Source organism: Streptomyces sp. YJ-C3 (assembly GCF_053891275.1).
Window position 1 is genome coordinate 3,000,107 of record NZ_CM132685.1, and the last position, 24,181, is coordinate 3,024,287.

Below are 24,181 nucleotides of genomic sequence, written 5' to 3' on the forward strand. Positions count from 1 at the left end.
CTTGCCTGCGCGGCTGGAGGACGAGCGAGGGCCAGCTTTGCCAGCTTGACCCACAGCATCTACCACCAGTATCGCGACATCGGCTCAACGCGGGTCGGTGGCGATGAGCCGCATCCGGAGACGGTTCAGGCCGCGCCTGGAGTGGCTCTTGACAGTGCCCAGGGGCCAGCCCGTCACCTGAGCGATCTGAGTGTGGGTGAGGTCTCCGTGGAAGGCCAGTTCCAGAACGCGCCGCTGCGCTGGGGGCAGGAGCGCCAGTTCGCGACTGATGACCACCCGGTCGATGGTCTGCTGCGCAACATCGCCAGCGGCCGGTACCGCAACGCTTTGCACTGCCTCCGCGGCGGACGTCAGGGCGGACCGCCGGGTTCGGGCGCTCAGGGCATCGGCGATCTTGCGTCGGGTGATGCCCACGACCCAGCCGACGAAGGTGCCACGTTCCGGGGCGTACCCCTCACGGCCGCGCCACACGGCGACAAAGACCTGCTGGGTGACGTCCTCGGCTTCGCGCGAGTCGCCCAGTGACCGGTAGGCCAGCGTGTGAACGAGCGTTCCCCAGCGACGGTAGGCGGCCTCCAGGCATGCCTCCTGGCCGCGGCGAAGGCCTGCGGCCAGCTCTTCGTCGGCGAGGGACTCTTCGACAGGTGCCCACAGGTCGTCGTGCGGAGTCCGCGTGGTCCGTTGAGCGCACATCGGCCCGTGCCCTTCCCTCGCCGTCAAGTGATCTTCACTCTGGGCCAAGGAAGCCCAGGAATTCGAATCGCATCGAATGTGCATCGATTGATGGCGAGGGTGAAGAGGCGGATTACAGCTCTCGCTGGATCGCCTCCCACACCGCGTCGGGCGGCCGCGCCGCTGCCACCGGTCCGGCCCGTCCGGCCCCGAGCACTCGCAAGAATGAGGCCAACGTCGACAGGCACGCCTCGCAGGCAGGGACGTGCTGATCGGTCGGTGACCGGGCTTTGTCACCCAGTGCGATGAGCGCGAGATCCCCCGGTGAAGGATGCTGGATCGGAGACGGAGCTGACATCGGAAACCTCTGGCGTCTAGGCCTGCTTGCAGGGACTGAGCAGTGATGTGGGACGGGTGGAACCTCCGTCATCGGGCGTTCCCTCCTGCGCGGCAGGCCAGATGCATTGAGTGGCGGATCTGTGCACGTGGAGCCCTCCAGCAGAGAACGCAGCGGTTTTGCGTCGATATGATTGAGTCATGGACTCTGACGGCACGCCTGAGCGGCCGCTCCCGTCTCCGGCAGCGGTCGACGGTGCGGGCATCACCTCGGGATCGCTGGCCCGGCGCCTGGGGATCTCTCCCACGACGCTGCGGTCATGGGACCAGCGCTACCGGCTGGGTCCCGCCCAGCGGGATCATGGTCGCCACCGTCGCTGGTCCCCGCGTGACGTCGCCATGATCGAGGACATGTGCCGCCTCACGGCCTCCGGCATCCCTCCGGCCGAAGCCGCGCGCGTCGCCAAAGAACGTGCCAGATCCACGCAGCACGGTGAGACCGGCGCTACCGCCTCTGGCGCAAGAGCGTTTCCCGATCCGACGGGTCACAGCTCCGTCTCGTCTTTTCTCCAGATGGGCCTGGTGCGGACCGAATGCCGGGGACTCGCCCGTGCCGCTCTGCGCCTCGACTCCGACGCCGTTCAGCAGCAGCTCGACGCCTTCGTCCGGCACCACGGGGTGATCACTGCCTGGGAAGAACTCATGATGCCGACCCTGCACGCGGTCGGCCGCAAGTGGGAGTCCGCCGGCGACCGCTACGTCGAGGTCGAACACCTCCTGTCCTGGCACGTGTCCACCACCCTGCGCAACGCACAGTTCCTGCTGGACTCTCCGCAGACGAGCCGAAACGCGCCCCGTGTGCTCCTGGCCTGCGTTCCCGGCGAACAGCACACGCTGCCGCTCGAGGCCTTGCACGCGGCGCTCCTGAACGCGGGCCGACCCGCACGGATGCTCGGCGCAGCCGTTCCGGCCGACGCACTGGTCGCGACCGTGCGCCGGACCGGGCCGGCCGCCATAGTGCTGTGGTCGCAGACCCGGTCCTTGGCGAGCACCCCTCTCGCCGCGCACCTGCAGCAAGAGGCCTGGGGACTCAAAGGGGCACGGCAACAGCCGGCACTCCATCTGGCGGGGCCCGGCTGGCGGGGCACCGTCATCGACGGCGCCGTCCAACTCGGAGGGCTGCGCGAGGCCGTCGCCCTGCTGAAGCCGGAACTCAGCCCATAGCTGACTCGGACAGGGGCAACTGTCCGAACCACCTCCCGGGGCTCCGCGCTTGCCGTACTCGCTGCGCCGCCGGCTCGAAGGCATCGCAGCGAATGCAGTCGGCCACACCCGGAGCCAGGGGCAGTACTGCTGTTGCGGCGGCGGAAAAGAGACGACCGCTGCCGCCCTCACGGCACGGGCAGAACGGCATCACGTGCAGAGGGTGCACCGCGGCCAGCCAGGCCCCGAAGGAGCGCGTTACGGCCACGCGTCGGGACGGTCCACAGCTCATGGCCCTGAAGGCGCCACTGTCGAAGGAGCGCGTTGGCCGCGAGCATGCCGGTGGTAGCGGCTCGCTCCATCAGCGCCACCGGCAAATCGGTACGCACGAGGTCGCCCGCGACCATGAGGAAGGGATGGGATGTCCCCACGGTGGGGCGGTCGACATATCCGCCCGCGGCGAACATCGGGCAGTCCTGGCGCCACTCATGACGAGCGTCGATGATGCGTGCGGTGCCCGTCTCGGGATACAGCTGATGCAACTGGTCGATGGCGTGGTTCTGTTCGGTCAGCATGTCTGCGTTGTCCGGGAGAGCGTAGGCATGCAGTTCGACGACGGACCCGCCGGTGCGCTGTGACCAGGTGCGTGCCTCGTGTTCCCAGCGCTCCAGCACGCTGACGTTGTCGAGGTTGCCGTAGCCACTCGTGCCGAGGAAACCTGCGCGGTCGGCGGCGACCGGCCGGTCCAGCCATAGGCGGGACACCAGGAAGGCCGGTGCGGTCCGCAGGCGCGCGATGCGGGCGTACCAGGAGGGGTCCGCCAGGCCCGGGCTTTGCTGGATCAGGTACTGCAGGCCGTTGCTGTCGAGAGCGAGAACGCACGCGTCGTCGTGCTGCGTGTGGGTGCCTGCCGTGAGCTGGAAGCCGCCCTCTGACGTTGCGGCGACGTGATCGACCGAGGTCGACACCTTTACCTCGACACCCAGGCTCTCCAGGTAGTGATGCAGGGGGTTCCACAAGGCGGTCGGGAAGGGATCGGTGGGCACGTCGAACAGGAGGCCTTCGGCGGAGCCCAGGAAGTAGATGTGAAACATCAGCACCATCTCGGCGGCCGAGAGGTGTCGTGGATCGGCGAAGAAGCTGCGCGAGAACACCTCGAAGGCCAGGTGATGGGCGGCCTCAGGGAAACGGATCGAGGCCAGGAAGTCGTGCGCACTAACCGAGTCGAGCTGCTCGTAGACCTGCGGGACACGCACGTCCATGAGGGGGAGAGCAGCCCGTGCGTTCATCCGCGGCAGGTCGGAAAGAGCAAAGGTCGGACTCGTCACGGCAAATCCAAGGGCGCTCCATGGCGGGGTTCGTGGGACGCGTCGGAAGCTGTCCTTCACCCCACTGGCGTGCCAGAGCGGATAGTCGGGCAGCTGTGTCAGCCGTTCCAGATGGGGGTCGGTGCGGCGCAGCAGAGCGCGCAGGTTGTAGTACTGACGGAAGAAGGCGTGGAAGCCGCGGCTCATGGTGACCGACGAGCCGTCGGCGAGCTGGGTGCTCCAGCCGGCCAGGCGGCCGCCGAGTGTGGCCTCCCGTTCGAAGAGGGTGACCCGCACGCCGCGTTCGGCCAGCGCGACAGCGGCCGCGATGCCGGCGATGCCTCCGCCGATGACCGCCGTCGACGGCGGTGCGCCGGTGGCTCTGGACGCTCCGGGCACGGCCGGTACACGCACAGCCTGGCGGTCCAGGGCTCCTGGAGGCAGAGGGCGGCGGCGTTTCATGCGTGGGTACCTTCCTGCGGCACTTGGCCGACGATGGTGTGCGTGATGCCGGTCTGCCAGCCGGGCAGGGGCAGGATGCGTACTCGGACCAACCCCGCGGCGGTCAGACGGTGGGCAAAGCCGTCGGCGGTGTCGAACTCGATGACGCTGCGCCACAGGTGCCGGTACAGAGCACCGTCCCCCAGCGCGGTGGTGACAGGGAGCAGCCCCGCGCAGACCGCCGTCCACAGGGCACGATGGCGGCGTTTGCCGCTGAGCGTGTAGTCGTGCACGACCAGCCGGCCGCCTGGCGCGAGCATGCCGCGCACTGTGGACAAGACCGGGTCGGGATCGGCTGTGTTGCGGAACAGATAGGCGGCGAAGACCGCGTCGAAGGGGCCGCACACGTCCGGGTGGGCCAGGTCTTCCGCCGCCGTGTGCACAAACGTGACGGTGGGCGGCCAGCGCTTGGCGGCAGCCCGCTCCAGCATGCCGGCCGATGCATCCACGGCGGTGATCTCCGCCTCCGGCAGCACGGACAGCAGAGCGGCGGTCGAGGCGCCGGTGCCGCAGCCCAGATCCAGCACCCGCAGGCCCCTCCCAGGCGCACGGTAGCCGAGGCGGCGTACCGAGCGTCGCAGGTGGGCGTGGTAGCCGGGGTTGGCCCGCACCAGGGCGTCATAGCTGCCCGCGGCGTGGTCGAACGCGCGGGCGAGGGAGGCGTCGCGCAGGGTCGGCATGGTTCTCCTTGGCGGGACCGGCAGATCAGGGGGCGGGGGAGGGGCGCAGCGGACGCGACGGGAGCGTCACCGCGCTGCGCAACAGGGGCACGATGGGGCTGTTCAGTCCGATCAAGAGGTCCTCGTACGGTGTGGTGGCGCCGTCCAAGAACCGCAGCAGGCGTTCGGTGGGTACACGGGAGAACAGCCGCGTGAAGAAGGCCGCGCCGTCGAGGCGCCCGCTGGCCAGCGCGTGCAACAAAACCGCGTCCATCGCACGTGACCGCCTGGAGTGCGGCGCCGGCGGCACCGGACGCCGCCCTGCGCGAAGGGCAGCTGCGATGGCGGCCGTTTGGCGTTGGATGGCGGCGAAGGTATAGCCCGTGGACGGACGGGTGGCCCCGCCCGCTGCGCCGATCTTGAAGATGGACGCACCGCTCTGTCGGGCGAACTGAGCATCCGTCATAGGGATGACGCCCTCTTCGTGTGCTTCGATGCGGAAGTCACGGACATTGAGCACGGTGTGCAGGTAGGTCTCCAGGGCGCGGTTGTAGCTGTCTGCCGGCAGAACGGACGCTGAGAACTGCGTGTATTCCACCAGCGCGGTGTGGGGGCTGGTGGGCAGGACATAGCTGAAGGCCAGGCCGCGCTCGGGCTGCGGCGTGCGAAAGTCCATCAGTTCCACGGAGCCGGTGTCGAAGACCGGCCGGGGCGTGCGCACGAACCAGCCGTGAAAATGCTGCAACAGCGTGGTCCGGGCGGGCGGCAGGCTACCCAGCGGCCGGGAGTCGAACACCCAGCGCGCCGACAGCCGCTGCTGCTCGCCGTGGGCCGTGCGCACCAGCACCTGCGCGCCGTCAGCGGTCCCTTCGATCGCCTCGACCGTCCCCTCGGTGCGAGCCAAAATGCGCTGCCCGGCCAGACGTCGCTCGATGGCCGCCTCGAAGTCGGGGGAGCGGATCATCTTGTACCGCAGGGCGCCCGTGCCGGCGTCCACCAGCTGCCCGCCTGGGCTGCGCACCCGCATGCGGTTCCAGGCTGCGGAGACGGCATCGTCGTACCGTCCCGCCCCCCGTTCCCAAAAACACCAGGTCCGGGGCGCCGGCCGGAGCGGGCCGACGGGCGCCTGCACCAGCCGCACGGTGGGCGAAGACCGCCCCGCCGCGGTGCACAACCGCTCCGCCAGTGACAGCCCCGCAGCTCCCGCGCCGATGATCACCACGTCTGAGCGCACGCTCACCTCCGGCGAGTAGACCACTTGCTCCGGGAACCTTTCCCCTGCTGCTCCGATCATGGATGCGCTCTTTCGCAGATCCGATCCCAGCGGGCAGCCAGGAAACCGTCCGGTGAGCCGAGTTGCTCCGGTTGCCGCATCACGGCGCATCCGATCACGTGGATCACAAGGAATGCCCTGCAACACATCCAGTCCCTGCCACCCTGAAGGAGCCGACATGCCCCCCGATGAGGCCATGGGCGCCACCACGGCTGTTGCGCCACCCCAGGGGGCGGACCTTGAGGGCGATGGCGCTCTCGCACACCGCCGCCTGCCGGCCTCTGCGCGGGTGCGGCAGATCGACGCCGCAGTGGCGCAGACCGTGAACGACCGCCTGGAGCAGTTGCTGGCACACAGAGTCGCCCAGGCCAGCGCCGTCAACGCGACCTTCGGCGCCGACATCGCCGAACGCGTCGCCCGCTTCACGCTCGGCGCCGGGCGCCGCATGCGTCCGCAGTTCCTGTGGTGGGGTCTGCGCGCCTGCGGCCTGCCCGACAGCGCGCAGATCGATGCGGCCCTCCAGCTGGGTGCGGCTCTGGAGCTCATACAGACCTGCGCCCTGGTCCACGACGACGTCATGGACCAGGCCTCCACCCGGCGAGGTCAACCCGCCCTGCACGCCGACTGCGCCACGCAGTACCAGCTCTCCTCAGCGGCGCGTGCGAAGAACAACCGGTTCGGCGAATCGGCCGCCATTCTCGCCGGCGACCTCGCACTGGCCTGGGCGGACGACGAGGCCGCTGGCCTGCGTCTACCCCCCTGGCAGGCTGGCCAGATCCGCGACACCTGGTCGCGCATGCGCCTGGAGATGGTCGCCGGCCAGTACCTGGACATCCAAGGCGAGATCACGCAGAGCAGGTCCCTCAGCCAGGCGATCAGCGCCGCGTGCCTCAAAACGGCCCTGTACACCGTGGAACGACCGCTCCAGCTCGGCGCGACCCTTGGCAACGCGGATGACGCAACCCTGCGTGCCCTGTGCTCGGCCGGCCGCTGCGCCGGACTGGCCTTCCAGCTGCGCGACGACCTCAACGACGTCTTTGCCGAACCCGCCCCGCGTCGCGACAAGCCCCTCGGCGGCGACCTGCGAACCGGCAAACCCACCTACCTCATCGCCCTGGCCCAGGCGCGAGCAGAAGCAGACGGCGACCAGCACGCCCTGCACCTCCTGAGCCACCGACTGGGCCAGCCGGACCTCACGGAGGCCGACCTGGACGACATCCGGCAGGTACTGGAGCGCACCGGCGCCCGCCGCAACGTTGAGGACAAGATCCGCCGCCTCATCGCCCAGAGCACACGTCACCTGAACACCGCCCCCCTCGACCCCGACGCCCGGGCCCGCCTGCAGACCCTGATGCACCAGGCAGCCGGAACCCCCACGCCCCCAGGCGAATCCATGTGCGGCCTGCCGGCCGCCGCAGTCCAAGGAGCAGCCCGGTGAGGACCGTACGCGGAAAAACGGATCACGTCGTCGTCGTGGGCGCAGGCCTGTCCGGGCTGGCGGCCACCCTCCACCTGCTGGGCGCGGGCCGCCGCGTCACCCTCGTAGAACGCGATGACCTGCCCGGCGGACGCGCCGGACGACTGACACGTGGCGGCTACCAGATCGACACCGGCCCCACCGTGCTCACCATGCCCCACCTCGCCGACGAAGCCTTCGCCGCCGTCGGCGAACGACTGCGCGACCGCGTCGACCTCATCCCGCTCCACCCCGCCTACCGCGCCTCGTTCGCCGACGGCAGCACCCTCGACGTCCACACGGACGCGGCCGCCATGCACCAGGCCGTCGAGAACTTCGCGGGCCCCCAGGAAGCAGCCGGCTACGCCCGCCTGCGTCAGTGGCTGCAGCGCCTCTACCGAGCCCAGATGAAGCACTTCATCGACACCAACTTCGACTCGCCGCTGCAACTGCTCACCCCCGACCTGGCACGCCTGGCCGCACTCGGCGGCTTCGGCCGCATGGACGCCCAGATCGCCCGCTTCATCAAGGACGAACGACTGCGCCGCGTCTTCTCCTTCCAGGCCCTGTACGCGGGAGTGCCCCCGGCCCGCGCCCTGGCCGCCTACGCGGTCATCGCCTACATGGACACCGTCGCCGGCGTGTACTTCCCCCGCGGCGGCATGCACGCCCTGCCCCAGGCCATGGCGGACGCCGCCCAGGCCGCCGGCGCCGAACTGCGCTACGGCCAGCGTGTCCAGAGGCTGGAGCGCACCGGCGAGCGCATCACCGCCGTGGTGACCGACACCGAACGGATTGCCTGCGACGCCGTCGTCCTCACCCCCGACCTGCCCGTCACCTACCAGCTGCTCGGCCGCACCCCACGCCGCACCCTCCCGCTGCGCCACGCCCCCTCCGCCGTGATCCTGCACGCCGGAACCAACCGCACCTGGCCCCAACTGGCCCACCACACCATCTCCTTCGGGTCCGCCTGGCACCGCACCTTCGACGAGCTCACCCGTCACGGCCAGCTGATGAGCGACCCCTCCCTGCTCATCACCCGGCCCACGGCGAGCGACCCCTCCCTGGCACCGCCCGGCCGACACCTGCACTACATTCTGGCGCCCTGCCCCAACACCGACATCGGCCCCAGCCCCGCCCACTGGGGCGACCTGGCCCCCCGCTACCGCGCCGAACTACTCACCGAACTGGAACGCCGCGGCCTGGACGGCATCAGCACCGCCATCGACGAACAGTGCCTGGTCACCCCCGCCGACTGGCACGCCCAGGAACACGCCGCCGGCACCCCCTTCTCCGCCGCCCACACCTTCGCCCAGACCGGCCCCTTCCGCCCCCGCAACCTCGTCCGCGGCACAGCCAATGCCGTGCTCGCCGGCTGCGGCACCACGCCCGGCGTCGGCGTCCCCACAGTGCTGCTGTCCGGGAAGCTCGCCGCCGCGCGCATCACCGGAACCCGCACCACCCCGAATCCCCGAGCCCGCGGCACGTTCAACACCCTGAAAGGAGCGTCCTCGTGACCGCCCGAGAACTCGATGCAGCAGGCATCACCGACGCCGCTCTGCGAAGCGCCTACACCCGCTGCCGCCGGCTCAACGCACGCCACGGCAAGACCTACTTCCTCGCGACCCGGCTGCTGCCCGCCGATCGCCGCCCGGCCGTCCACGCCCTGTATGGCTTCGCCCGCTGGGCCGACGACATCGTCGACTCCCACACCGATGAACTCAAAAACAGCGAGCGCACCACGGCGCTGCAGCAACTGTCGACCAGGCTGCAGCACGGCCTCAGCACGGGCCGCAGCACCGAACCCGTCGTGCAAGCGCTCGCTGACACCGCCCACCGCTATGCGATCGACGCACGCCACTTCGAGGACTTCATGTCGGCGATGCGCGACGACCTGACCATCACGGACTATCCCACCTACGAGGATCTGCGCCGCTACATGCACGGTTCGGCAGCGGTGATCGGCCTCCAGATGCTCCCCGTGCTCGGTACCACCGTGCCGCGCGCCGAGGCGGAACCCTACGCGGCTGACCTCGGCGTGGCCTTCCAACTCACCAACTTCCTGCGCGACGTCGGGGAGGACCTCGACCGGCGGCGCGTCTACGTCCCCGCAGACTTGCTGAACGCACACGGAATCGACCGGGACCGCCTGCAATGGAGCCGTGACACCGGCCGCCGGGACACGCGCATCACCCACGCCCTCCAGGCCTTCGAAGCTCTCACCCGCGGCGTCTACCGGCAGGCGGCACCGGGCATCGCCCTGCTGGATCCGGTCTCTCGCCCCTGCATCCGCACCGCGTTCGTGCTGTACTCCGGCATCCTCGATGCCGTCGCCGCCGACGGATACAGCGTGCTGCACCGGCGGGCCGTGGTACCTCGGCGCCGCCGCGCGGCCGTCGCCGTGGACGGCCTCGCGCGTATCGTGCACGCCCGGATCAGTCACCGCTCCGCCCTCCGCCCGGATATCCGACGGGACACCAGCCCCGAGCCCGCACGAGCTCAGTTGACCATGACCTCGTCGCAGCCCCGGGGGGCGGCATGAGCAACCTGCCCCGGTCCTCCCGCTTCCCCCTGGCCCTGCGCAAGAACCCACCGCCGTGGGAACGCCAGGATCCCACCTGGCGCGATGCACGGCCCTCGGTGATCGAGGCCGCACTGAAGCGGGCGCAGGCACGGCCGTCGGGAAACTGGTACGTCGTCGGAGGCAGCGACGAGGTGCCCCGTCAGGCGCCGCTCGGGCGTACCGTGGCCGGCCGTGAGCTGGTCATCTGGCGCGACGCCGACGGCAATCTCGCCGCCGGGCCAGGTGCCTGCCCCCACCTGGGCGCCCCGCTCAAGGACAGCCCGGTGCGATGCGGCACTCTCGTCTGCCACTGGCACGGTCTCTCCTTGAGCGCCCAGGGCCAAGCCGGATGGCGCACCCTGCCCGTCCACGACGACGGGGTCCTGATGTGGGTCCGCCTGGACAGCGCAGGAGAGGAGCAACCTCTCGAACGCCCCGTCATCCCAGTGCGCCCGCCCTCGGCACGCTCGGTAGGCGCCGTCTACACCGGGATCGGGCGGTGCGAACCGGAGGACATCGTGGCCAACCGGCTCGACCCCTGGCACGGCGCATGGTTCCACCCGTACTCATTTGTCGATCTGAAGGTCATCGACAGCCCGGCCGGAGACGCCTCCGACCCCGACGTATTCACTGTCGAGGTCTCCTTCCGCCTCACCTCCCGCATCGTCGTTCCTGTCCGCGCCGCGTTCACCGCACCAGAGCCACGCACGGTCGTCATGCACATCACGGACGGGGAAGGCCGTGATTCGGTCGTCGAGACCCACGCGACGCCCATCACTGCACCCGGACACCACGCACCCCGCACCGCCGTGGTCGAGGCAGTGCTCGCCACATCCCAGCGACCCGGCTTCACCCTTGCGCGACACGCCTCCAGGGCGCTGCGCCCCCTGATGCGCGCGGCCGCTGGACGGTTGTGGCGCGATGACCTTGCTTATGCGGAACGCCGCTGGCAGCTGCGGTCACACGCCAACCTGCGCTGTTGATCCGGCGTCACGGAGGGCCCTGCTGACGCTGTCACTGGCTGGGCGTTCGGAGGGGGAAGCCGCTGGCTGCCCGCTCTGAAACGGCCGTGGTCAGAAGCCCCAGATACGCGCGACGAAGAACCCGGCCACCGGCGTGCACGTCGAACACGGGGCAGGCAGGAGAACCCCTGGCCAGCTCTACACCACGTGATTCATGGCTCCCAACAATCGTGCAGCTGCCCAGGCGGGACCCCGCTGCCGCATTGTGGTGCTGGCGACCATGTCCAACGGCCGCCGGCGGCCGGACCAGAGCATCTGCAGCGCGTGCGGCACCGCGTTCTCGGTCAACGCGTTGGGATCCAGGGCTGCCCCTACTCCCGCCCGTTCGGCATCTGCGGCCACGCTGAACTGGTCGCTCGAGAAGGGCAGCACCACAGCAGGCACGCCAGCCCGCATGCACTCGGTGAACGAGTTGGCGCCGCCGTGATGGACCATGGCGTCCACGTGCTCGAGCAGGGCTTGCTGCGGTACCTCCGGGGAGACCAGGCACCGTTCGCTGACCAAGTCCTCCAGTACGCCAGTGCGATTGCCTGCGGCCATGATGACGCCGACATCGTCAAACGCTCTCAGGATGCTCCGTGCCACGGTGCGCAGCACGTCATCGCGCGCGGACAAAAAGGTGCCGAGCGCTACCAGCACCACCCGCCGGGTGCGGCCACGGAGCTCAGTGAGGCGATGGGCCCACGGTGCGGGCAAGGGGTGCTGAGGCCCCACCATGTGGCCGGCGAAAAGGTGGGCCCGTCCACGGGGGCGCGCGGGCAGCCAGGGCAGGTGCGGATAGGAGTAGACCACCGCGTGAGGGGAGGTGAGGGCAAAAGCCCGCCCTGGGGGTGGCACGGCCGGGGCTGCAGCGCGTGCAACAGCCGCGAACGCCCTGGTGAAGGCTTGGTCGTTGTCTTTGACCCACGCGTGCAGCGTGGCCAGTTCCCGGGGTGCGGGGCGCATGCGGGAAGGCCAGGCGTGCGGTATCCCGAAGTAGGCGTCCTCGGCGCCGAGCACGTAGCTGGGATGACCAGGACACAAGGTCGCGTACGGCAGCTGAAGACAGTGCAGAGCCAGAGTGACGGCATAGCTCAGCTGGTCGACGACATACCAGTCGGCGCGTACGCGCCTGTGCAGAGTGCGCATGGCGGCCAGCACGGCTTCGGGGTCCGGGAGCATGTCCTCACGGCGGTGTGCGGCCTGTGTGATCAGTGCCGAGACCGCACCTCGTCGCGTGGCCTCCAGGAACGCCGAGAGACGTCTTGCCTCCTGGGCGGACTGCGCGGTGGACTCTGCAACCCCCGTATTCGCATTGCGCGTCACCACGAGTTCCTCGAACCGGGTTCCGGACTGCCGAGCCAGAGGCTCGAACTCGGGGCCGCATGCGAAGTGGACGTCGGCTCCGGCCTGACGCAGCGCCGCCGCGAGGGAGGCCAGTGGCCTCGCATGTGAGGCGAACGGCGGACTCACCACCACGATGCGCGGCATGCTCTCCCTCTCACAACGGTCGTGCACGGGTACCTGGCACAGCTGTCATTTCTGACGGGATCGCGCCCGTGGATGCACCGGGGCCGAGTGTCCAGCCGAGAAGAGAATGAGTCGCCACCGGGCCAGGCGGCGGTGACTCGCCGATACGGCTGGCATAAAAGGCAACAAATTGCTCATGTGATGCATCCGTCTCTGGCGTCACGCTGAAAGAGATAGAGACGAGCTGACGAGCTCCCGCGATTGCCTCCCAGCAGTCGTCGCCGCTTCTCAGCAGCGCGCAGTGATCGCAGGAAAAGCCCTGCGGATGCGCCCGCCAGTTTCGTGAGGAGGGCTGATCATGACCTCTCATCCCGCTCGAACCCGCGTGCTCGTCGCTGCCGCAGTGCTTGTGGTGCCGGCGTCACTCACGGCGATCTCCCCAGCCTCCGCCGACGACATGGACGGCCCTTTCGGGTCCGCATGCTCGACGGTGCCCAAGGAGGGCGCAGGATCGTTCGACGGCATGGCCAAGGACCCGGTGGCGACGGCAGCGTCCCACAACCCGGAACTGTCCACGCTGGTCAGCGCCGTGAAAAGCGCCGGTCTGGTAGACACCCTGAACAACGCCAAGGACATCACCGTCTTTGCCCCCACCAACGATGCCTTCGCGAAGATTCCCAAGGCGGATCTGGACAAGGTCCTGAACGACAAGGAGCAACTCACCAAGCTCCTGACCTACCACGTGGTTGGCGAGCAGGTCACCAAGGACAAGCTGGCGGACGGGTCCTTCAAGACGCTCGAGGGCAGCAAGCTCACCACCTCCGGCTCCGATGACAGCTACAAGGTGAACGACACCGCCAAGATCGTCTGTGGAGACGTCGAGACGAGCAACGCCACGGTCCACATCATCGACACCGTGCTCATGCCCAAGAGTTGAGCTCGCAGATCCCTGCCGGTCCACGAGATCGCCGACGGCCGCATCCGCCACGTCGACGGATGGAGAAGGACGGGCAGCACTCGACTCACACGTCTCCTCAATCTCGACTCACACGTCTCCTCAATGAGGTATGCGCATGGCCACCATCACGGTGCGTGCCTTCGAGCCGCTGCGCCTCCGGGCCGGTCAGATGCTGTTCGCCCGCGTCGCCGGACCGGAAGGCCCTCGTAACCGCGCCCTGATCCACAACACCCCCGGGCCGCGCTGGTTCCCGCCAGAGAGCCCGATCCGCCGCGTTCACGCGGACAGCGCCATGTTCATCGGTGGCCTCTCCGCACTGCTGCTCCAAACGCTCCACCCTGTGGCGATGGCCGCGGTCGCCGCGCATTCCGGCTACCGCGGCGACCCCTGGGGCCGGCTCCAGCGAACGAGTACCTTTCTCGCCACCGCGACCTACGCAACGGCCGACAGCGCCCAAGCCGCCTGCGACCGGCTCAACGCCGTGCACGCCAGGATTCAGGGCGTCACCGAGCAGGGCATCGCCTACCGCGCCTCCGACCCCCACCTGCTCGAGTGGATTCACATCGCCGAAGTCGACTCCTTCCTGCGAGCTCACCAACGCTTCGCTGCACAAAGGCTCACGGCCGATGAATGCGATCAGTACGTGGCGCAGATGGCACACGTCGCCCAATCCCTGGGGGTGCCCACGCCCCCGCACACCCTGCATGAGCTGCGGACCCGCCTCACGGCGTACCGCCCCGAACTGCGGGCCACACCGCAAGCACTCGACACCGCCCGCTACCTGCTGCTCAGTCCGCCGCTCCCCGTCCCCGCACTGCCGTTCTATGCAGCGTTGGCATCCAACGCGATCGCGCTGCTGCCTCCGTGGGCCGCAGCAGAGCTACACCTGCCGCGCTGGAAACGCGCAGAGCGATGGACGGTCCGGCCAACCGGCCGACTCATCACCAGCTTGATCCGATGGGCGATGCAGGTCCCCACCGAACCACCCCGCGGCCCGGTCGCGTCATCGAGCCTGTGATCCTCGAAGGAGCGCTGCCATGAACATCAACGGAACCCGCATCCTTCTTCCCGGAGCCACTGGTGAGCTGGGCAGTGCACTGGCCCGCAAGCTGCACAGCAGGGGCGCTGTCTTGTACCTCGCCGGACGCAACGAGACGGTGCTCCGCAGGCTCCAAGACCAGCTTCCCGGTGTGAGGACAAGCACCTTCGACGCCTATGACCTGGACGGGTGTGCAGCCCTGACCCGTCGAGCTGCCGAGCAGATGGGCGGCCTGGACACCGTGGTGACCTCCATCGGAGTTCCGGCCTTCGGTCCTGCCGACCGCATCAGCGACGCCGTTGCAGAACATCTCATGACAGTGAACGCGCAGGCGCCCATCGCCTTCCTGCGGGCCGCGCTACCCCTGATGGCTCCCGGCGGCGTCCTTGCAGCCATCACCGGCATAGTCGCCGGAAACCCGCCCGCTCACATGGCCGACTACGCCGCCGCCAAAGCAGCTCTCGCCGCGTGGCTGCAGGCAGTGGGCAAGGAACAGCGCAGGCGCCAGGTCGCCCTCATCGATCTGCGTCTGTCACATGTGGACACTGGTTTCGCCACTCGCGCGGCCGCGGGGCGACCACCCCGCCTGCCTCCAGGACTGCCCATCGCCGCAGCCGTAGAGCTCGTGCTGGATGCCCTCGTGGATGCCGAACCTGACCACACACACGGCCTGAACACCTGAGCGCCCCGTATTGCCCTCCGCCGCCTGCTGCATCCAGTGGGTGCACACCGACAGAACACCCCACGCCAGCTCTTCGCGACAAGGAGTTGCTCGTGGCCCCCCACATCTCACCCCCCTTGGTTCACCCCTGCCCACCAGAGGTGGCCGACCCTTTCCTCCTGGCGCGAGCAACGCTCGACACTCCTCAAGCCTCCACCAGCCACTCGCTCCACGACGGCGACAACGCTCTGGAGCGCCTGCTGCTAGCCGAGTACGGCCAGGAACCGGATGGCCCCGCCACCACCGCCCCCGCACTCCTGCCCCCCGAGGACCTCGCCACGGCTGCACTACGGCGCGCCCGTCGGAGCGGGACCGTCCTGCCCATTGCGGCCCTCCTGGCCGATGGCCGCAGCGGCCCTCATGCCACCGTCGCGGCAACCGAGATGTGGCCCGAGACCGTCCGTTGGCACGGTGCGGCGCATGCTGAGGAAAGCCTCCGCTCGGCGCTGCGCCACACCACCTCCCCGAAGGACACCACGTTCCTGATCGACCTGGCCATCGCCGCAGACCTGCGTCCGCTCACCACGGACGCCACCGCTCAGCTACTGGAGACGGCCGACCGGGACCTGCGCCACACGCTCTGGCGCTATCTGCACCAGACCAACGGTCCGGACGCTCCGCTGCCCGCAATCACCGCCGCAGCCGACCCCTACGAGCGGCTCCTGCTGCGGCCTCCTCGACTCTCCCTGCCACGCCGTCCCGAGGCTTCGGGGCTATGTGTCGTCCAGAGCATGTTGCTCGGAGGCATCGAAACCCCCGGCGAAGGCGCAAGCGGCGGCCTCTCGGTCCTCCTGGGCGGCTTGGGCGACCAACTCGTCCGAAGCCCGGGCATCGGCTGTGTCATCACTCTGGTTGCCGCCGGACACCAAGACTTCGTCCACGACCCTCGACTGTCCTACGAGCGCAGCGCCGGGCACCACATCGTGCGTGTGCCCGTAGATGCACCCACAGTCCCTGCGCAAGGTGACATGCACCGCCACCATGCCGCACTGGCGTGGTGGGTTGTTCACCTGCTGCGTCAGCTTCCCCGTGTGGACGTCTTTCATCTGCGCTATGCCGACGACGGCAGCCTGGCGTTGGCGGACGCCGCTGAGCGGCTCGGCAGCGACATGGTGTTCACCGTGACCCCGGATCCACACCGGCATCTCAGTCGTCGGCACGCCGATACGCGCGTCAGCGATCCCAGGCGCATGGCGGAGCTCCGCTTCGACCTGCACAAGGTCTTCGCCGCGGATCGCCTGGTGGCCCGGGCCACGCGCGTCGTATCGATTCCCGGCCGCAGCGGCAGCCAGGAACTCATGCGCTACTTCCCGCAGATTGTTGGTGCCAACGCCGGCGCGGGCCCCACCGCAGCTCCCGAAGGAATCACCCCCTTTCGCGCCTCGCCGCACCGCGAGGTGAACGGAGCAGCGCCGCTTCGAACGTTGTATGCCGACAGCCGACGCGGCGATGCCCTGGGACCGGAGGACCAACACCTACCCCTGTGGCTGTGTGTGGGCCGCCTGCATCCGATGAAGCAGCAGGACCACCTCGTCCGCGCCTGGCTGGCTACGGAAATGTGGCGCGTCTCCACTCTGGTTCTCATCGGCGGAGCGCGCATCGGGGCCACGGAGGTGGAGAAGGAAATGAGGAGCGAGATCGACCGCCTGCTCGAAGGCAATCTGACCGCCCGGCGGCGGCTGGCCTTGCTGCCGGCCCGAGAGAACCAGTGGATCAGAAGCCTGGAGCGCGTCCTTGCCGATCCTGCTCGCGGCGTTCCGGCCTGGTATGTGTGCCCGAGCGCCAAGGAAGAGTTCGGCATCGCCGTGTTGGAGGCAATGGAAGCGGGACTGCCGGTAGCAGGTCCGCACAGCGGCGGAGTACCGCACTACCTGCAGGACGGCGTCAACGGCATTCTCTGGGACACAAACCAGCCAGCGGGACTTGAGGAAGGCATGCGTCGTCTGGCCCGCCTGCCAAAGGGCAAGCGTCTCGACCTGGCCAAGGCAGGGCAAGAGACGGTCCGACAGCAATTCTCGGTGGAGCGTATGGCCCGTGTCCTTGCAGCCGAGTACCGCTCCGCCCGAAAGGCAGTCAGGCCGGGGCAAGACCGCGCCTGAGTATGTCGTCACGAACATGTCCTGACGAACCATGGGAGAACGCCGTGCGGCAGTGCGGCGCGGCGCCGCACTGCCCCTGGCCCGTGGCCCGGCGCGCCGGGCTGCAGACTCGATGCATCCGATTGTCTGTTTTGTCGCGAATCAGGTGTTGTAAGTGCGCAAGATCCGGTGTGCCGTTCCCAACGACACCGAGCGGGCGCATACTGCATCTCCCTGGAGGAACTGTGATCGTCAAGAAGCTGCACGATGCCGGTCTCAAGAGCGAGCATGCCTACCTGGCCGCAGTCGGCTCCATCGGGCTGTCCCTAGCCTCGTGGCTCACCTCCAGCAGGAGCGAGAGCCTGGAGCGCGCTGACCGCTGGGGAATCTTCGTCGGCGAGTGGGCCCCCACGTTTTTCGCGCTGGGCCTGGCCCTGGCCAATTACGAAGAGCCGGAGTGACTGCTCAGGCTCTGCCATCACTTCGCCGCTGACGCAGGTATCCGACGTGCCGGAGTGCGGAAACGCCTCGCTGGAGCCGACGGAATCGCCCGCACCCAGCGCGGCGCGAACCGCATCTGGCACGGCTACCTGGCGTCAGGCGACCGCCCCCTGTTTCGCGTTCGGGGAGAGTCGCACCCTGCCCGGCGCCCCACTCCACGTCTTCGGCAATCACCGAGCGCCACAGGTCCATGTCGCCGGTCGCCGAAGCTGAGGTACTGCAGGCGAACCGCTTCTGAGGGGCTTCGCAGCTGCACTGGGGTGGTCATCAGAACATGCCGTTGGCGTTGGCAGCCGTCGTGGGAACCTCCTGGATCACATCCCAGTGCTCAACGACCTTGCCGTTCTCCAGCCGGAAGTAGTCCGCCAAAGCGCGGCCGGGGTTGTCCGGGTTGCCGGGCTCGAGATCGAGGTGGGAGTGGGTGACCACCAAGTCGCCTTCGGCGATGATGCGCTTGATGTCCAGCTTGAGGTTCGGGTACTCACCGCGCAGCCAGCGCACGAACCCGATGAACGCCTCGGGACCGTCGGCCGCGTCCGGGTTGTGCTGAACGTAGACGGGACCGAAGTGGTCAGCGATTGCCTTCTCCGGGTCGCCGCCGAACGCAGTCTGGTAATAGTCGACGACGATCTGCTTGTTGCGCTCAAGATCCGACACGAGATGCACCTTTCGGGGTTTGCGGCTCCCGGGTGGCACTCGTGTGTCTTGCAGGAGAAATCCGCCGGGAACCCGCCATGGAGGGGGTTTGTCCCTACGCGTCATGAATGGCTGCCGGGGCGGACAGCCGACGCTGGTCGTACTTTCTCTTGCCGCCCCGCTCAGAGGGGGCGTACGAAGGGATCTGCAACCAATACTGGCTGTGATTTCCCGTCGCGATAACTACATTACGGCTACACCGCTCCTGGTGCCATGGACCAAAGTCCTGCCCTCCGTCGATGAGGCGAAGCATCCCGAAAGGCCAGATGCTGTGGCTCTGTGCGGCCACTCAGGCCGTGACAGAAGGAGAACGAATACTTGACGGTGCGGCGATGGGCCTGCCTGAATCCTTCACGCCATGCCCGTGGCCCGGGTGATCCGTTCGCCTTCCTTCAAGCGGAGATGAGCCTCCTCGCCAAGGGCGCGTACCAGTCCGGCCACCACCGTCTCGATCACAGCCATGGTCGGCACCAGGCTGTCGTAAGGGGAGGGGGCGGTCACCTGGGCTGCTAGCACCACCTCGGAATGGGCGGCAGCGGGAGACAGCCACGTGTCGGTGAACAGAACGACACGTCCGCCGCGTTCGCTGAGCAGTTGGGCGAGCGCAACCTTGTCCGGCTCGTAGCGCCGGTAGTCGAAGACGACCAGGACGTCACGGCGGCCCCAGCCGGTCACGGCGGCGGTCCGTTCCACAGTGCGCTCGGACAGCACAGAGATGCCATCGCGTAGCTGCATCAGATGCAGGGCCAGATACTGGGCGAGATGGTGAGTGAAGCGACCGCCGGTCACAGTGATCCGGCGTTTTGGATCGCCGAGCAGTTCGATGGCGCGCTCAAGGTCGTGCGGGGGCAACTCGTCGTAGGTCTGGGCGAGCGCCGCTGTGAAGACCCGGCGGCCCTGGCCGAGCAGCCCCTCCTCGGCCTCTTGTTCGCCAAGGGAGCGGTCGGCCGCCTCGTACAGGGACAGGGGGGAGGCGCTGCGCGCCTCGAGCTCGGCGCGCAGACCGGCTTGGAAGTCGGGGAAGCCCCGGTATCCGAAGCGCCCCACGAACCGGAGCACGGTGGGGGCGCTGACGCCGGCGCGTTCGGCCACGGTGGCCACGGTCTCGAAGCCGGCGGCGGGGTAGTCGGCGAGGAGCACCCTGCCGACCCGGCGCTCCGCTGGACTGAGTTCCCCCAGCTGGTGGCGGATAAGGTCGGCGAGGGTGCCCTGGGCCATGGAAACGGTTCCTTTGTGAAAGAAGCGGCTGAACGACCCTAGCGCTGTGCGGGGCGACAGGTCAGTGCGCGTCGATGTCCAGGCGCAGGTTCACGAGAGTCTGGGGCGTGTGGCCGTCGCCGGTCAGCGGATGGAATCCGTGCGGCTCGGTCAGGGTGACGGTGAATTGGGGGTCGCTCTCGTAGGTGCTCGCGGTGGCGGCGCGTTGGGTGGATGCCGCCAGTGCCCGGGCTGTGCTGCGCAGGCTGTAGGGGGTGCCTTCGGGATTGTCGGCGGAGTAGAAGACATCCGTGTTGACCGGCACCGGAAGTTCATCTGACGGTGCCAGCCGGTGCTTGTGCGGCGTCGCGATCGCGCCGGTCAGCGGATCGTAGCGGTCGCCGGAAGTCAGGTAGCTGTAGCGGGCGTTGTGCAGATACCACCCTGCCGTTCTCTCGCCGGTGTGCGCCCGGGACAGGTTGAGGACGCTGACCCCCTGACTGCCGACGACGTGCACGCGCTCTCGTCTGCTGCCGGGGCGCTCGACCACCAGCGCGGTGTCCTCATCGAGTGCATAGACGACGTCGTGGCCTGTGTCGGCGGCCAGCCGCAGCGAACGGCCCTCACGCCCGGTGGTCCCGGTGTGGGTGTCCAGCAGGCCCGAGCGCAGGAAACCGAAACCACCCTTCGGCAGGTAGCCGAGAACGGTCGGATCGTCGAAGTAGCCGGGTCTGCTGCCGTCACGCAGGGCCGGATACGAGTCGCCGCCGGTGAGCATGTCGGGGCCGGAGGCGATCTGAGCGCCGGCGCTCGAGCCGGAGACCACCGCGCCGCCGGCCAGCTTGGCGCGGATCGCGGCGAGCACCTTCGAGTCGGTGTGCTGTTCGCCGTGCAGCAGGCTGGTGACGTACCGGTACTGGTCGCCGCCGCCGAAGAAGAACCCGGACATCGAGTTGATCTGTGCGACCACCGCGTCGGAATCGGCGTTGGCGAGGTGATCCAGGTCCACCGGGATCCACTGGGCGTCCGCTGCGCCGTGGCGCCGGAAGAGATCGGCGTAGTAGGCGCCGTTGCACTCGGAGTTGCTGCACTGCTCGGGATCATCCGCGTTCGGATCCTGGCTGGCCGGCACGGAGGCCGCGGTCAGAACGCCGATGCGGGCATGCCCCGGGCCGCCCGCGCGGCGGATGATCTCGCCGTATACCTGGGTGTTGTCGTCCTTGAGACCGCCTCCGACCAGGACGAGTGATCCCTGGCCCGCGGCTGACGCCGCTGCGGGGGAGGCGGCAGGCGCCGGGGCCGCGCCGATCACGGCGAGACAGACGGCGATCCCGACCGAGCCAAGGCCGCGGCGGATGCCGCGTGGGGGGAGAGAAGGCCTTGCGTGAGTGCTCATCGCGAGTCTCCTGAAGGGGGCTTCGTGCCGCGTGTGGCGGCTGGCGAACATACGGCGGTGCGGCGGTGCGGTGCGTGTTTGGGGCGCGGCAGGCCGGAGCGCGGTTGCCGCGCCCTTCCGTCTGCTGACGGACTCAGGCGGTTGTTACATGGACGAGTGGCCGTGGGCATCGCCCAGCTCGATGATGAGCGCGGCCAGCAGGGCGATGCGGCCGGGCACGGAGGACACGTCCAGCCATTCAGCAGGGCTGTGGTCGCCGCCTCCGATGGGGCCCAGCCCGTCCAGGACCGGGGTGCCGGTCCCGGCGATGACGTTTGCGTCGCCGACGCCGCCGGTCGCCGCCGCGCCCACGGTCAGACCGAGGACCGCGCCCAGACGCAGCGCCGATTCGGCGAGGCGGCGGACCTGATCGGTGGCTTCCATCGGCGGGCATACGTCCGTCACTTCGACCACGGCCCGCGTGCCGGCAACCGAAGGCCTGCGGGTCAAGTCCTCCACCGCCTGGCGGCAGTTGTGCAGAGAGTCCGCGCTCGAGGACCGGATCTCCACATGCAGCTCGGCCTCGGCGGGCACGATGTTGGGGCGTGAACCGGCCCGCACCACACCGACGTTGACGCTCACGTCAGGGAACCTGCCATTGAGGTCCTGCAGGGCGACCACGAGATGCGCCGCGGCCAGCGCAGCGTGGGCGCCGCGCTCCGGCTCGATTCCGGCATGCGCGGCGCGCCCGGTGACCGTCACCCGTAGATCCGCCACCCCCTTGCGCGCGATGACCAGATCGCCGTTCTCGCGCGCGCATTCCAGCGCGAGAGCGCAGTCCGCTAGCGAGGCCGTTGCCTCGGTCACTGCGCGGCTGACGGGTGACCCGATCTCCTCGTCAGGGGTGGCCAGCAGAATGAGTTCCGCGTACTGGTCGAAGCCGAGTGCGTCGAGCGTCTCGACGGCGTGGATCCCGGCGAGAAGACCCCCCTTGTCGTCACTGACCCCGGGGCCGTGCGCGCGATCGCCGTCCACGGTGAACGGGCGCACGGCGGCGGTTCCGTCGTCGAACACGGTGTCCATGTGGCCGGCCAGAAGGATGCGGCGCGCGCCGTCCACATGCGCCAGCGCACCCGCGCGACGGGCCACGAGGACATCCCCGGCCCGCTGGCCAGTCGGCAGCGTTCCTCCGGACAGTCGCTCGACGGCGAAGCCGAGTCGGTACATGCGGCCCTCGACCCAGTCGGCCACACGGTTGATGCCGTCGGCGCTGTAGGAGCCGGAGTCCACGGCGACGAGCTGTGCCAGTTCGTCGAGATAGCGGGGGAGGGACGTGCGGGTGTGTGCCAGCAGACTGTCCGTGGTGGGACGGCCGGCGACCGGGGCGCTCACAGGACCTTCGACAGGAAGGCGCGGGTGCGCTCCTGCTGGGGCCGGGTCAGGACGTCCCGCGGATCGCCTGCTTCCACCACGAGGCCGTCGTCCATGAAGACGGCGGTGTCGGCCACCTCGCGTGCGAAGCCGATCTCGTGGGTGACGACCACCATGGTCATTCCGTCCTCGGCGAGGGAACGCATGACGTCCAGCACGTCACCCACCAACTCCGGATCGAGCGCGGAGGTCGGCTCGTCGAACAGCATGAGACGCGGCTTCATGGCCAGCGCCCGGGCGATCGCGACACGCTGTTGCTGCCCGCCGGACAACTGGGCGGGGTGGTGATGAGCCCGGTCGGCGAGGCCGACCCGGTCGAGCAGTTCCATGGCCTCCTCGCGGACCTGCGCCCGCTGGCGGCGGGCCACCCGCACCGGGGCTTCGGTCACGTTCTCCAGGGCGGTCAGATGCGGGAAGAGGTTGAAGCGCTGGAACACCATGCCGATGGAGCGCCGGTGCTCGGCCGCCTCGCGTTCGCGCAACTCGTACAGTCGGCCGTTGCGTTCGCGGTAGCCGACGGGCACGCCGTCCACGGTGAGACGGCCGCCGTCGATCTTCTCGAGGTGGTTGATGCAGCGCAGGAAGGTCGACTTTCCTGATCCGGAGGGGCCGAGCAGGCAGCACACCTGGCCGGGTTGCACGGTCAGGTCGATGCCCTTGAGTACCTCCAGGCGGCCGAAGCTCTTGCGGACCCCTTCGGCGCGCACCATCGGCTCGGCTGTCGTGTGCGTGAGGCCGTGAGCGGTCTGTGAGGCGGTGGTCATGCGGGGTCCTTCGTGGTCTTGTGCGAGTCAGCCTGCGCGGCCGACGGTTTGCGGGCGAGCGCGCCGGTGGAGAACAGGCGGGCCAGCGGCGAGGTGCGGCCGGCGGACTGGCCGCGGCCATAGCGCCGCTCCAGCCAGGCCTGCGGCAGACTGAGCAGGCTGACCAGCGCCAGGTACCAGAGGCTGGCGACCATGAGCATCGGGATGACCTGGTAGTTCTGCGCGTACACATCCTGGATGTTCGACATCAGGTCGTGTGCTGCGATCACGGAGACCAGGGCGGTCATCTTGAGCATGTTGATGGTCTCGTTGCCCATCGGCGGGATGATGACGCGCATCGCCTGCGGCAGCACGATCCGGCGCATGGTCAGAGCCGGCCGCATGCCGAGCGAGTGGGCGGCCTCGGTCTGTCCCGGATCGACGGACTGGATGCCGGCGCGCACGATCTCGCTCGCGTAGGCGGCCTCGTTGAGACCGAGCGCCAGCAGTGCGGCGACCGAGGGGGTGAGAAGGGCGTTGGTGTCCCCGCTGAAGAAGGTGATGTCGGTGAACGGGATACCGATGAGCACCTTCTTGTAGAGAGCGGCGGCGTATCCCCAGAAGATGATCTGGACGAGCAGTGGCGTGCCCCTGAAGATCCAGACGAACAGGGTCGACAGGCCGTACAGCACCGGGTTCTGCGACAGGCGGAGCACGGCGAGCAGAGTGCCGAGCACCAGGCCGAGCGCCATCGCGGCCGCGGTCAGCCACAGTGTGGTGACCAGGCCGTCGAAGATCAGCCCCTCGAAGAGGTAGTCGCCGACGATGTCCCAGTGCAGGTTGGCGTTGCGGGCGAGCGAACCGATGAGGCCGCCGACGGCCAGCAGAGCGGCGAGCGCGGCGATCCAGCGGCCCCAGTGCCGGACCGGCACGATCTGCGGTTCGCCGGGGGGCGGGACGTCGGTGCGGGAGCTGCCCGCGGTGACGGAGGCGGTGGTCAT

The 24,181-nt window shown here is 68.9% G+C and carries 21 protein-coding genes; 10 read left to right on the plus strand and 11 right to left on the minus strand.

Going from position 1 to position 24,181, the window contains the following annotated elements; genetic code table 11:
- Nucleotides 1-84: 84 nt before the first annotated feature.
- Nucleotides 85-693, minus strand: coding sequence for a sigma-70 family RNA polymerase sigma factor (locus ACVHNB_RS13115; RefSeq protein ID WP_456228139.1), 609 nt, complete (start codon nucleotides 691-693; stop codon nucleotides 85-87).
- A gap of 516 nt (nucleotides 694-1,209) precedes the next feature.
- Between ACVHNB_RS13115 and ACVHNB_RS13120 the strand changes: the two genes are divergently transcribed.
- Nucleotides 1,210-2,232 carry a MerR family transcriptional regulator gene (locus tag ACVHNB_RS13120; RefSeq protein ID WP_428951120.1) on the plus strand — a complete coding sequence of 341 codons (1,023 nt, stop codon included), beginning with the start codon at nucleotides 1,210-1,212 and terminating at the stop codon, nucleotides 2,230-2,232.
- A 167-nt stretch (nucleotides 2,233-2,399) separates the two neighbouring features.
- On the opposite strand, the gene ACVHNB_RS13125 is transcribed toward ACVHNB_RS13120, so the two are convergent.
- The 3 genes from ACVHNB_RS13125 to ACVHNB_RS13135 are packed head-to-tail and all read right to left on the minus strand — an operon-like array spanning nucleotide 2,400 to nucleotide 5,972.
- Nucleotides 2,400-3,980, minus strand: coding sequence for an FAD-dependent oxidoreductase (locus ACVHNB_RS13125; RefSeq protein ID WP_428951119.1), 1,581 nt, complete (start codon nucleotides 3,978-3,980; stop codon nucleotides 2,400-2,402).
- Nucleotides 3,977-4,699, minus strand: coding sequence for a methyltransferase domain-containing protein (locus ACVHNB_RS13130; RefSeq protein ID WP_428951118.1), 723 nt, complete (start codon nucleotides 4,697-4,699; stop codon nucleotides 3,977-3,979). Before ACVHNB_RS13130 ends, ACVHNB_RS13125 begins: the two co-directional genes overlap by 4 nt.
- Before the next feature lie 25 nt (nucleotides 4,700-4,724).
- Nucleotides 4,725-5,972 carry a lycopene cyclase family protein gene (locus tag ACVHNB_RS13135; protein ID WP_428951117.1) on the minus strand — a complete coding sequence of 416 codons (1,248 nt, stop codon included), beginning with the start codon at nucleotides 5,970-5,972 and terminating at the stop codon, nucleotides 4,725-4,727.
- Between the two features lie 157 nt (nucleotides 5,973-6,129).
- On the opposite strand from ACVHNB_RS13135, the gene ACVHNB_RS13140 reads away from it, so the two are divergent.
- The 4 genes from ACVHNB_RS13140 to ACVHNB_RS13155 are packed head-to-tail and all read left to right on the plus strand — an operon-like array spanning nucleotide 6,130 to nucleotide 10,953.
- Complete coding sequence (locus ACVHNB_RS13140) at nucleotides 6,130-7,389, plus strand: polyprenyl synthetase family protein (RefSeq protein ID WP_456228140.1); 1,260 nt, start codon at nucleotides 6,130-6,132, stop codon at nucleotides 7,387-7,389.
- Nucleotides 7,386-8,924, plus strand: a complete 1,539-nt coding sequence (locus ACVHNB_RS13145; protein ID WP_428951115.1) for a phytoene desaturase — start codon at nucleotides 7,386-7,388, stop codon at nucleotides 8,922-8,924. Before ACVHNB_RS13140 ends, ACVHNB_RS13145 begins: the two co-directional genes overlap by 4 nt.
- Nucleotides 8,921-9,949: a phytoene/squalene synthase family protein gene (locus ACVHNB_RS13150; protein ID WP_456228141.1), complete on the plus strand. Its 1,029-nt coding sequence runs from the start codon at nucleotides 8,921-8,923 to the stop codon at nucleotides 9,947-9,949. Before ACVHNB_RS13145 ends, ACVHNB_RS13150 begins: the two co-directional genes overlap by 4 nt.
- Nucleotides 9,946-10,953, plus strand: coding sequence for a DUF5914 domain-containing protein (locus ACVHNB_RS13155; RefSeq protein WP_456228142.1), 1,008 nt, complete (start codon nucleotides 9,946-9,948; stop codon nucleotides 10,951-10,953). The genes ACVHNB_RS13150 and ACVHNB_RS13155 overlap by 4 nt, the downstream gene beginning before the upstream one ends.
- Before the next feature lie 177 nt (nucleotides 10,954-11,130).
- Here the strand turns inward: ACVHNB_RS13155 and ACVHNB_RS13160 are convergent, their stop codons facing one another.
- Nucleotides 11,131-12,462 carry a glycosyltransferase gene (locus ACVHNB_RS13160; protein WP_456228143.1) on the minus strand — a complete coding sequence of 444 codons (1,332 nt, stop codon included), beginning with the start codon at nucleotides 12,460-12,462 and terminating at the stop codon, nucleotides 11,131-11,133.
- Nucleotides 12,463-12,799: 337 nt separating this feature from the next.
- Here ACVHNB_RS13160 and ACVHNB_RS13165 point away from each other — a divergent pair, with 337 nt between their 5' ends.
- The 5 genes from ACVHNB_RS13165 to ACVHNB_RS13185 all read left to right on the plus strand — a co-directional run bounded on the left by ACVHNB_RS13165 (nucleotide 12,800) and on the right by ACVHNB_RS13185 (nucleotide 17,698).
- Nucleotides 12,800-13,378: a fasciclin domain-containing protein gene (locus tag ACVHNB_RS13165; protein ID WP_456228144.1), complete on the plus strand. Its 579-nt coding sequence runs from the start codon at nucleotides 12,800-12,802 to the stop codon at nucleotides 13,376-13,378.
- A gap of 136 nt (nucleotides 13,379-13,514) precedes the next feature.
- On the plus strand, nucleotides 13,515-14,417 hold the full coding sequence (locus ACVHNB_RS13170; protein ID WP_428951109.1) for an oxygenase MpaB family protein: 903 nt from the start codon (nucleotides 13,515-13,517) through the stop codon (nucleotides 14,415-14,417).
- A 19-nt stretch (nucleotides 14,418-14,436) separates the two neighbouring features.
- The gene (locus ACVHNB_RS13175) at nucleotides 14,437-15,120 is read left to right on the plus strand and encodes an SDR family NAD(P)-dependent oxidoreductase (RefSeq protein ID WP_428951108.1); all 684 of its coding nucleotides are present in this window, start codon (nucleotides 14,437-14,439) and stop codon (nucleotides 15,118-15,120) included.
- Nucleotides 15,121-15,260: 140 nt separating this feature from the next.
- On the plus strand, nucleotides 15,261-17,258 hold the full coding sequence (locus tag ACVHNB_RS13180; protein ID WP_456228145.1) for a glycosyltransferase family 4 protein: 1,998 nt from the start codon (nucleotides 15,261-15,263) through the stop codon (nucleotides 17,256-17,258).
- Nucleotides 17,259-17,482: 224 nt separating this feature from the next.
- Nucleotides 17,483-17,698, plus strand: coding sequence for a hypothetical protein (locus tag ACVHNB_RS13185; RefSeq protein WP_428951106.1), 216 nt, complete (start codon nucleotides 17,483-17,485; stop codon nucleotides 17,696-17,698).
- 307 nt (nucleotides 17,699-18,005) lie between these two features.
- On the opposite strand, the gene ACVHNB_RS13190 is transcribed toward ACVHNB_RS13185, so the two are convergent.
- The 6 genes from ACVHNB_RS13190 to ACVHNB_RS13215 form a co-directional block, all read right to left on the minus strand.
- Complete coding sequence (locus ACVHNB_RS13190; RefSeq protein WP_456228146.1) at nucleotides 18,006-18,395, minus strand: nuclear transport factor 2 family protein; 390 nt, start codon at nucleotides 18,393-18,395, stop codon at nucleotides 18,006-18,008.
- 390 nt (nucleotides 18,396-18,785) lie between these two features.
- Entirely contained in the window at nucleotides 18,786-19,652 is an 867-nt protein-coding gene (locus tag ACVHNB_RS13195) for a MurR/RpiR family transcriptional regulator (protein WP_428951104.1), read from the minus strand.
- A 61-nt stretch (nucleotides 19,653-19,713) separates the two neighbouring features.
- Nucleotides 19,714-21,027, minus strand: a complete 1,314-nt coding sequence (locus ACVHNB_RS13200; protein WP_456228147.1) for a cyanophycinase — start codon at nucleotides 21,025-21,027, stop codon at nucleotides 19,714-19,716.
- Between the two features lie 144 nt (nucleotides 21,028-21,171).
- Complete coding sequence (locus tag ACVHNB_RS13205) at nucleotides 21,172-22,398, minus strand: M20 family metallopeptidase (RefSeq protein ID WP_456228148.1); 1,227 nt, start codon at nucleotides 22,396-22,398, stop codon at nucleotides 21,172-21,174.
- Nucleotides 22,395-23,147, minus strand: coding sequence for an amino acid ABC transporter ATP-binding protein (locus tag ACVHNB_RS13210; RefSeq protein WP_428957475.1), 753 nt, complete (start codon nucleotides 23,145-23,147; stop codon nucleotides 22,395-22,397). The genes ACVHNB_RS13205 and ACVHNB_RS13210 overlap by 4 nt, the downstream gene beginning before the upstream one ends.
- Nucleotides 23,148-23,197: 50 nt before the next feature.
- On the minus strand, nucleotides 23,198-24,181 hold the full coding sequence (locus ACVHNB_RS13215) for an amino acid ABC transporter permease (RefSeq protein WP_456228149.1): 984 nt from the start codon (nucleotides 24,179-24,181) through the stop codon (nucleotides 23,198-23,200).

Bases quoted from the DNA above. Each gene is read 5' to 3' on its own strand.
- ACVHNB_RS13115 (WP_456228139.1), bottom strand. From the start codon at position 693: ATGTGCGCTCAACGGACCACGCGGACTCCGCACGACGACCTGTGGGCA.
- ACVHNB_RS13120 (WP_428951120.1), top strand. From the start codon at position 1,210: ATGGACTCTGACGGCACGCCTGAGCGGCCGCTCCCGTCTCCGGCAGCG.
- ACVHNB_RS13125 (WP_428951119.1), bottom strand. From the start codon at position 3,980: ATGAAACGCCGCCGCCCTCTGCCTCCAGGAGCCCTGGACCGCCAGGCT.
- ACVHNB_RS13130 (WP_428951118.1), bottom strand. From the start codon at position 4,699: ATGCCGACCCTGCGCGACGCCTCCCTCGCCCGCGCGTTCGACCACGCC.
- ACVHNB_RS13135 (WP_428951117.1), bottom strand. From the start codon at position 5,972: ATGATCGGAGCAGCAGGGGAAAGGTTCCCGGAGCAAGTGGTCTACTCG.
- ACVHNB_RS13140 (WP_456228140.1), top strand. From the start codon at position 6,130: ATGCCCCCCGATGAGGCCATGGGCGCCACCACGGCTGTTGCGCCACCC.
- ACVHNB_RS13155 (WP_456228142.1), top strand. From the start codon at position 9,946: ATGAGCAACCTGCCCCGGTCCTCCCGCTTCCCCCTGGCCCTGCGCAAG.
- ACVHNB_RS13160 (WP_456228143.1), bottom strand. From the start codon at position 12,462: ATGCCGCGCATCGTGGTGGTGAGTCCGCCGTTCGCCTCACATGCGAGG.
- ACVHNB_RS13165 (WP_456228144.1), top strand. From the start codon at position 12,800: ATGACCTCTCATCCCGCTCGAACCCGCGTGCTCGTCGCTGCCGCAGTG.
- ACVHNB_RS13170 (WP_428951109.1), top strand. From the start codon at position 13,515: ATGGCCACCATCACGGTGCGTGCCTTCGAGCCGCTGCGCCTCCGGGCC.
- ACVHNB_RS13175 (WP_428951108.1), top strand. From the start codon at position 14,437: ATGAACATCAACGGAACCCGCATCCTTCTTCCCGGAGCCACTGGTGAG.
- ACVHNB_RS13195 (WP_428951104.1), bottom strand. From the start codon at position 19,652: ATGGCCCAGGGCACCCTCGCCGACCTTATCCGCCACCAGCTGGGGGAA.
- ACVHNB_RS13200 (WP_456228147.1), bottom strand. From the start codon at position 21,027: ATGAGCACTCACGCAAGGCCTTCTCTCCCCCCACGCGGCATCCGCCGC.
- ACVHNB_RS13210 (WP_428957475.1), bottom strand. From the start codon at position 23,147: ATGGTGCGCGCCGAAGGGGTCCGCAAGAGCTTCGGCCGCCTGGAGGTA.
- ACVHNB_RS13215 (WP_456228149.1), bottom strand. From the start codon at position 24,181: ATGACCACCGCCTCCGTCACCGCGGGCAGCTCCCGCACCGACGTCCCG.